We start from the raw sequence: 896 nt of genomic DNA, 5'->3' as shown, positions 1-896 counted from the left end.
GTACGAAAGAATCCTAATTTCAAATGGCTGCTGATGCTAGTGGCGTTGTTAGTAGTGATTGCCATTCCCAGTTATTATTGGATGGAAAAGGAGAATAATGCGCACGCAGAGCGTAGTCGCTCGCTGCTTTCACCAGTCATCATGGTACCCGGCTCGAGTGCCACAACTGAGCGCTTTAATGAACTAATTGATCAGCTGAACAAAACGACAATGAATGAGCATAGTGTTCTCAAAGTTACTGTTTCACGTGAAGCAAAATTATCGTATAGTGGTTCGATTAATAAGAATGATCAGGAACCGATAATCATTATTGGTTTTGCCAATAATAAAGACGGTTATGCCAATATCAAAAAACAGGCTTTTTGGCTAGACGTTGCCTTTACGTCTTTGATGCAAAATTATAAATTTAATAACTTTAAGGCGTTTGGGCATTCAAATGGTGGTCTTATTTGGACATACTGGTTAGAACACTACTATGCGCAGTATTCTGATGATGTAAGGATTAAGCGGTTGATGACGTTGGGAACACCTTATAATTTTACTGAAAATAACATCAATAACCGTACACAAATGCTAGCCGATTTTATTAAAAATCGTACAGCACTTCCAGAAAACTTGAAAGTCTACTCATTATCTGGTGGTAAAAGCTATGAATCGGATGGAATTGTGCCAGAAACTAGTGTTGCCGCAGGTAAGTTTATTTTTCAAAAACAGGTCAAATCTTACACGGCAATGACGGTCACTGGCGAAAAGGCAGACCACTCGGATTTGCCACAAAATAAACAGGTAATACAAGCCATTCGGGAGTATTTGCTAAAAAAACCTGATCGACCTGGGAGACCAGAAAAAAATTTAAAGCCAAGAAGAAGGAGAAGTAATCGATGAAATATCATGAA

Annotated in this window: 1 protein-coding gene; it reads left to right on the top strand. The window is 38.7% G+C overall.

The features are described 5' to 3' along the window. A partial coding sequence (locus CRG87_RS07875; RefSeq protein ID WP_228150067.1) for an alpha/beta hydrolase occupies positions 1-885 on the top strand: 885 nt, incomplete at its 5' end. Positions 886-896 lie beyond the last annotated feature (11 nt).

This window comes from Lactobacillus apis (assembly GCF_002837055.1).
GTDB lineage: Bacteria > Bacillota > Bacilli > Lactobacillales > Lactobacillaceae > Lactobacillus > Lactobacillus apis.
The sequence above is the reverse complement of the archived record's forward strand: the minus strand, read 5'-3'. Positions and strand labels throughout refer to the sequence as shown.